Source organism: Thiomonas sp. (assembly GCF_054608695.1).
Genome location: NZ_JBTRXV010000149.1, coordinates 1 through 5,538 on the forward strand (window position 1 = coordinate 1; position 5,538 = coordinate 5,538).

At 65.2% G+C, this 5,538-nt stretch carries 5 protein-coding genes and 2 pseudogenes; 4 read left to right on the forward strand and 3 right to left on the reverse strand.

The window, feature by feature from the left end; all coding sequences use genetic code 11:
- Positions 1-1,872, forward strand: a 1,872-nt coding sequence (locus ACYCUK_RS23040; protein ID WP_461596937.1) for a chorismate-binding protein, incomplete at its 5' end; no start/stop codon positions are given.
- Complete coding sequence (locus ACYCUK_RS23045; RefSeq protein ID WP_461596938.1) at positions 1,841-2,191, forward strand: BLUF domain-containing protein; 351 nt, start codon at positions 1,841-1,843, stop codon at positions 2,189-2,191. The genes ACYCUK_RS23040 and ACYCUK_RS23045, both read left to right, overlap by 32 nt.
- On the opposite strand, the gene ACYCUK_RS23050 is transcribed toward ACYCUK_RS23045, so the two are convergent.
- Positions 2,172-3,110, reverse strand: coding sequence for a DMT family transporter (locus tag ACYCUK_RS23050; protein WP_461596939.1), 939 nt, complete (start codon positions 3,108-3,110; stop codon positions 2,172-2,174). The genes ACYCUK_RS23045 and ACYCUK_RS23050 overlap by 20 nt on opposite strands.
- A 108-nt stretch (positions 3,111-3,218) precedes the next feature.
- Here ACYCUK_RS23050 and ACYCUK_RS23055 point away from each other — a divergent pair, with 108 nt between their 5' ends.
- Positions 3,219-4,013, forward strand: coding sequence for an AraC family transcriptional regulator (locus ACYCUK_RS23055; RefSeq protein WP_461596940.1), 795 nt, complete (start codon positions 3,219-3,221; stop codon positions 4,011-4,013).
- 78 nt (positions 4,014-4,091) lie between these two features.
- Here the strand turns inward: ACYCUK_RS23055 and ACYCUK_RS23060 are convergent.
- Positions 4,092-4,280 (reverse strand): annotated as a pseudogene (locus ACYCUK_RS23060) (Lrp/AsnC ligand binding domain-containing protein); the annotation flags it as partial.
- Between ACYCUK_RS23060 and ACYCUK_RS23065 the strand changes: the two are divergent.
- Positions 4,276-4,788, forward strand: a pseudogene (locus tag ACYCUK_RS23065) (arginase family protein); the annotation flags it as partial. The pseudogenes ACYCUK_RS23060 and ACYCUK_RS23065 sit on opposite strands and share 5 nt — an antisense overlap.
- A 49-nt stretch (positions 4,789-4,837) precedes the next feature.
- On the opposite strand, the gene ACYCUK_RS23070 reads toward ACYCUK_RS23065, so the two are convergent.
- On the reverse strand, positions 4,838-5,125 hold the full coding sequence (locus tag ACYCUK_RS23070) for a DUF1330 domain-containing protein (RefSeq protein WP_112485723.1): 288 nt from the start codon (positions 5,123-5,125) through the stop codon (positions 4,838-4,840).
- Between the last annotated feature and the right edge of the window lie 413 nt (positions 5,126-5,538).

A 5,538-nucleotide genomic window follows, 5' to 3' on the forward strand; every position in this document is an offset into this window, starting at 1 on the left:
CTGCCGCTGGCGCACGCGCCCGTGACGCCGCTGGTGGAGGGCTTGAGCTTCGCCCAGGCCACCATGCTGGACGGCGGCGACGCGGTGGACGCCTGGCTGGTCCGCCAGCTCGCCGCCCTCGGCGGGGCCGACGCTCCGGCGGGCCTGGCCGGCTGGCGGCGCGGCATCACCGAGGCCGGCTACGGCGCCGCGCTGGCGCGCATCGCCGCCTATCTCGCGGCGGGCGACACCTACCAGATCGACTACACCTTCCCGCTGCACGCCCGCGCCTTCGGCCACCCCCTGGCGCTGTACCGCGCGCTGCGCCAGCGCCAGCCCACGGCCTATCGCTGCCTGGCCTATCTGGGGGGCGATGGTGCTACGCCGGGAAACCTTGGAGGCCCATCCCTGCATCCGTCGCAGCCGTCACGGCCCGTGCGAGCCAGCGGCCGCTGGGTGCTCAGCCTTTCGCCCGAGCAGTTCTTCACCCTGCAGCCGGGCGGGCACATCGCGGCGCGGCCGATGAAAGGCACCGCGCCGCGCCAGGCCGACCCGATACAGGACGCGCAAGCCGCAGCGTGGCTAGGTGCCGACCCGAAGAACCGCGCCGAGAACCTGATGATCCTCGACCTGCTGCGCAACGACCTCGGCCGCATCGCCAAGCCCGGCAGCGTGCGCGTGCCGCGGCGCTTCAGCGTCGAGCCCTATGCCCAGGTCTGGCAGATGACCTCCAGCGTGAGCGCCGAACTCGCCCCCGCCACCGGCTGGCGCGAACTCTGGGCGGCGCTCTTTCCCTGTGGCTCCGTGGTCGGCGCGCCCAAGCACCGCAGCATGCAGATCATCGGCGAACTGGAGCCGCAGGCGCGCGGGCTGTACACCGGGGCGATGGGGTGGGTGGCGCCGGTGGCAAACTCTCCTTCCCTGCCTCCCCCACCCGGTGGGGGAGGCAGGGAAGGTATCGGCCCTCCGAGCCAAGTCCAGGCCGTGTTCAGCGTCGCCATCCGCACCCTGGAAATCGACGATCGCCTGCGCCGAGGTACGCGCGCCGCCCGTCTGGGCCTTGGCAGCGGCGTGGTGGCCGACTCCGACCCCGTCGGCGAATGGGCCGAATGCCTGCTCAAGGCGCGCTTCGCCACCGCCCTCGACCCCGGCTTCGGCCTGATCGAAACCTTTGCAGCGCGTCGCGACGCGCCCGGGGGTTCGCAGAACGCGGAACAGATCAACGCCCATCTCCAGCGCCTCGCCAAATCCGCCCGCTATTTCGGCTTCCGGCTCGACCTTCGCGCCCTGCGCGACGCCATCGCCGCGGCCCATGCCAAGCTGCCCGCCACGCCGCACCGCACCCGCATCGAACTGCGGCACGATGGCAGCTGCCACCTCAGCACTGCGCCGCTGGCGGACTTGCCCAGGCATGAAGGCCGGGTCCAGGTCCTGCTGGCGGAGACCTTGCTGGACCACGCCGCGTTCGACCCCGACGACCTGTTCCTGCGCCACAAGACCACCCACCGCGCCCGCTATGACGCCGCCTGGAAAGCCGCCGAAGCGCAAGGCGCATTCGACGCCCTGTTTTTCAACACCCGTGGCGAGTTGTGCGAAGGCGGCCGCAGCAGCGTGTTCGTCAAGCTCGATGGCCGCTGGTTCACCCCGCCACTGCGCTGCGGCCTGCTGCCCGGCGTGGCCCGCGCCGCGCTGCTGACGAACGCCACCCTCGGCGCGGCCGAGCGCATCATCACCCGCGCCGATCTGCTTGCTGCCGAAGACCTGCTGCTGGCCAACGCTTTGCGAGGGGCGTTGCCGGCGCAATTGGAGGTGGGCCCGCCCTCACTTCCAAGGCCGCAACACCCGCTGCATCTCACACCGCTTGCACGAGAAACAAACGGTAGTCCTGATTGACGTTTTCAGCCGCAACAAAATCCAGTTGGCGTGCCCCACTCATGACTTGCGCCCACGTTCGCATATCCAGCATGACATCCTGGGCAAATCACGCCGCAACAACATCAGCATCGGTGTGGGTGGCTTGCTCGTGATGTCGGATGGCTATTTTTTCCAGGCATTGGAAGGAAGCCGTGCCGTCGTGCACCGAACTTACGGAAGAATTCTCAGAGATCCCCGTCACTCTGACTCGGTCATCCTGGGTTGCGTGGAAATCGGCAAGCGGTCCTTTGCCGATTGGTCCATGGGCTACGTCGTGGTCACTGATGCCGTGCGATGAGAGCACCGGCCCATTGTTTCAACATGCCGTAGCTGCTCACCAGCACGATGCCCGGCAGGATCAGCAGGGATCCTGTCATAAAGCTTGGATTGATGGGCTCGTTCAACAGCCACGCTCCAAGCACGATGCCGAACAGCGGGGTCGTGAACGAAAGCACGCCAAGTCGCGAGGCCTGGTAATGCCGCAGCAGCCAGAACCACGCCAGGAAACTGGCGAAGGACACAATCAACGACTGGAACGCCAGCGCCCACAAGGCCAGCGGCGTTGGATGAAACGTGGTTTGCCCGAGGATGAAAGAAGCCGTCAGCAAGAGCACGAAGGCTGCCAGCAATTGGTAAAGCAGGGTTTGCGCTGCTGGCAAACTGGACAGGCTGGTCGTCCTCACCACCACCGTGGTTGCTCCCCAGGCCGCACCCGCCATGAGCGCCAGAAAATCGCCCAGCAGCACGTTGGAAGGTTCGCCCGCCGTGACCCGATGCCCGCCGCCCAGGAAGGCTACGGCAATGCCGCCAAACGCCAGGGCGATGCCAACCCACTGCAGCGCTGCCAGCCGTTCGGACGGCAGCTTCCAGTGCAGGCCCAGGGCGGCGAAGACCGGCGCGGTGTAGAGAAACACCACCAGATGCGCCGCGGATGTGTAGCGCAGGCTCTCGCTGACGAGCAGGTATTCGAGGGCAAACAGACCGCCGACGACTAGCCCTGGCCGCCAATTGCCATCGGCGAGCGAGACATGCTGGCCGCGAATCGCCATGAACACACTGACCAAAAGCGCGCCAACACCGGAACGCAGTGCAATCTGCAGCATGGGAGCGATATCGGCCGCCGTGGCCTTCAGCGCGATTTGCTGCATGCTCCAGATCAGACAGAGCAGCAGCATGAGACTGACGGACAGGGCGTCGAGGGGTTTGCGCGAATCCATGGGATTCAAGTCAAAGGGCGTGTATTGAACCCTATTGTCCATTTGACGCATCAGCGGCATATAGTGAAATAACGACACCGCATCGCGCCAATCGGCGAGCCGAGAACCATGCACGAAACCGCGCAACACCTCCACATTCCCCCTTTCGGCAAAGAGTTGCCGAGTCCGATTGCCTTTCGCACCGCCAACATGCCTGCGCATGCCACCTATCCACAGCACAGCCATGCCTGGGGCGAGTTTGTCTACGCTTTTAGCGGGGTGATGGAAATCAAGCTGGGAGACAGGCATCTCCTGGCGCCGCCGCAATACGGCGTCTGGCTTGCGCCGAATCTCGAGCATCGGGGGCTGAACCGGCAGGCGGCTTGCCACGGCTCGCTCTATATCGCCGAGGAGTTGTGTGGGGCACTCCCCAAGACCTGCTGTGCGCTGGTGGTCAGCCCCCTGATGCGGGCGTTGCTGGAACATCTGCGGCAGCATGCTCCGGTATTGCCGGGATCGGATGCAGTGAATCGGCTGCTGCAAGTTTTGGTGGATCAGTTGGCCACAGCAGCTTGCGCAGGCAGCTATTTGCCCATGTCGGAGGACCCGCTGCTGAACCCGTTGTTGCTGGAACTGGAGGCCAACCCTGGCGACACGCGCTCGCTGGCGGAATTGGCCAGCTTGGTGCACACCACCGAGCGCACCCTGATGCGTCGTTGCCAGCGGGAGTTGGGCATGTCGCTCGCGCAGTGGCGCAAGCGCTTGCGGGTCGTCAGCTCCATGCCGCGACTGCAGGCCGGTGACACCGTCGAGAACATCGCGCACGACCTTGGGTACAGCACATCTTCGGCGTTCATCAGCATGTTCCACCGCCTGATGGGGGCCACGCCCGATGAATATCGCAAGGGCGCTTTGGCCTCTTGACCTATTGACGCTGGCCACGACGCATCGCATGCGGCTGAATTGCACAAGGTCGCCTCCCGACCCTAGCTTGCCCGATGGCTAGACCTTGTGCGTGGACAACAGCAGGCTGGTCTCCGTGCTGGCGCTGCCTTCAATCAAGCGGATGGCGCTGAGCACCCGGGAGAACGCTTCCAGCGAATCGGCCTGCAATTCGGCCACGATGTCCCAGCGCCCGTTGGTCGAGTGCAGCGCCGTCACGCTGGGGCGGCCCCGCAGACTGCGCATCACCCCGAGTGGCAATCTGCACGGCATGCCCGCGGCCCGCCGCTGTGGGCACGGGCCCTCGTCCCTGACCTCACTCGGAGGTGTGGCACGGCAAGTCGCACCGGCCGATATTCGTCAGATCGGCATTCGACGCGTGGATGCCGGAGAAAAACGCCTGCTCCAGGACGTCGCGCTCGAGGTGATGGATCTGCGCACCATCGACGAACTGGGCATGCGTCGGGCCATGACCATGGCGCTGTCCGGATTGGACGACGACGCACATCTGCGTGGGAGCTTTGATGTGGATTTTCTCGACCCGGATATCGCGCCGGGTGTGGGTACCACCATGCGTGGCGGACCGACCTATCGCGAGGCTCAACTTTGCATGGAAACGATCGCGGACACGGGCAGGCTTTCCGCACTCGACGTTGTGGAACTCGACCCCGCTTTCGACGTCTGCAATCGCACGGCCGGCATGGCGGTGGAATTGATCGAGAGCCTGTTCGGACGATCGACCCTGATGCGGTGCTGAGCTCGTCGGCTTGGCCTTGTTCACCACACATTGAAGGCGTGCGAGACGTTCACACGCCTTCAATGGCCAGCAGGCTGCCAAGCGAGGCGCCCTGGCGGATCGCGATCAGCGTCTTGTACTGCGGCGAGGTGTAGAACGCCTGCAGATGAGCCATGTCCGGAAATTCGAGGATGACCTGGCGCCGCGGCACGTGGTCGCCCTCCAGCACCTCGACGGCGCCGCCGCGCACCAGATAGCGCCCGCCATGGGCTGCAATCAGCGCCGGCACTTGCTGACGGTAGGTTTCGTAGGCGGCAGGATCGGTGATGTCGATGTCGGCGTAGATGTAAGCGGCCATGGTGGTGCTCCTTGTGGTCGTGTGATTCAAGCGGCGAGTTCGACCGCATCTTCAATTTATTGAGATTTTCAGAATGGGCGACAGACGCAAAGCGGCGCACAAAGCTCCCCCCTCCCAACCTCCCCCACGCGGTAGGGGAGGAGGCGCCCCCTCCCCATGCATGGGGAGGGTTGGGGTGGGGAGGGGTTTGGACCGTCACGAATTTGGGAAACATCAATAGACCGAAATGCCAAATGGCGACTCGGCCATGCCCACGGCGCTGCGGCTATGGGCGCCGCTGTCAGGGCCGAAGGAGGCAGAGAACTCGGGGCGGACGCTCAATGTGCCGCACGAGGCTCAGCCGGGCGCGTTGCTGCCATCCTGCGGGAACAACAGCTCGAAGAGGGCTCTGGTCGCTATGCGTTTGGGTTTGA

Coding starts and splice junctions, on each gene's coding strand:
- ACYCUK_RS23070 (WP_112485723.1), bottom strand. CDS start 5,125: ATGGCCGCTTACATCTACGCCGACATCGACATCACCGATCCTGCCGCC.
- ACYCUK_RS23050 (WP_461596939.1), bottom strand. CDS start 3,110: ATGGATTCGCGCAAACCCCTCGACGCCCTGTCCGTCAGTCTCATGCTG.
- ACYCUK_RS23055 (WP_461596940.1), top strand. CDS start 3,219: ATGCACGAAACCGCGCAACACCTCCACATTCCCCCTTTCGGCAAAGAG.